Origin of the sequence: Kocuria sabuli (genome assembly GCF_040981185.1) — a bacterium.
GTDB lineage: Bacteria > Actinomycetota > Actinomycetes > Actinomycetales > Micrococcaceae > Kocuria > Kocuria sabuli.
The window spans coordinates 1-546 of sequence record NZ_JAVHZE010000101.1 but is presented as its reverse complement, the minus strand read 5'-3'; the positions used below and the strand labels follow the sequence as shown (position 1 = coordinate 546).

Below are 546 nucleotides of genomic sequence, written 5' to 3'. Positions count from 1 at the left end.
GTTGTTGACTGGGGTAAGGCATTCCTCGTAGCTGCTGACAACATGAGCCAGCTCAACGCGCGTATAGAGAGGCTCACTGGCAGCGCAGCGACAGCATCGCAGACTATGCAAAGTCTGATGCGCATCAGTTCGGCAACGGGTGGTTCGCTACAGGATACAGCAAAGCTGTGGGAGACTCTCAGCACGGCGTTGCGCGATACCGGAGCTACCAACGGCCAGATCATTCAGCTTACCGAAACACTTCAGAAAATCGGGCGTATTGGTGGATCCTCATCCGAGGAAATGGCGAATGCGCTGCGACAGTTTGGCCAGTCGATTTCATCTGGAGTTGTGCGGGCTGAGGAATTCAACTCCATCCTTGAGCAAATGCCGGAACTGGCGCGCCAGATTGCCGCCGGGATGGGTGTAAGCATCGGAGAGCTTCGTCAGCTCATGCTGGACGGGAAACTGACGGCAGAAGATGCTCTGAACGCCATTCAGAAGCAAACCGGTTCAGTGAATGCAGAGTTCGAGAAACTACCGCGCACGCTTTCACAGGCCAATACC

The 546-nt window shown here is 55.1% G+C and carries 1 protein-coding gene; it reads left to right on the top strand.

Annotated features, from left to right (window positions below; translation table 11 throughout):
- Positions 1 to 546 (top strand): tape measure protein (locus RE027_RS18110; RefSeq protein WP_368809689.1); only part of this gene is annotated, 546 nt, incomplete at both ends.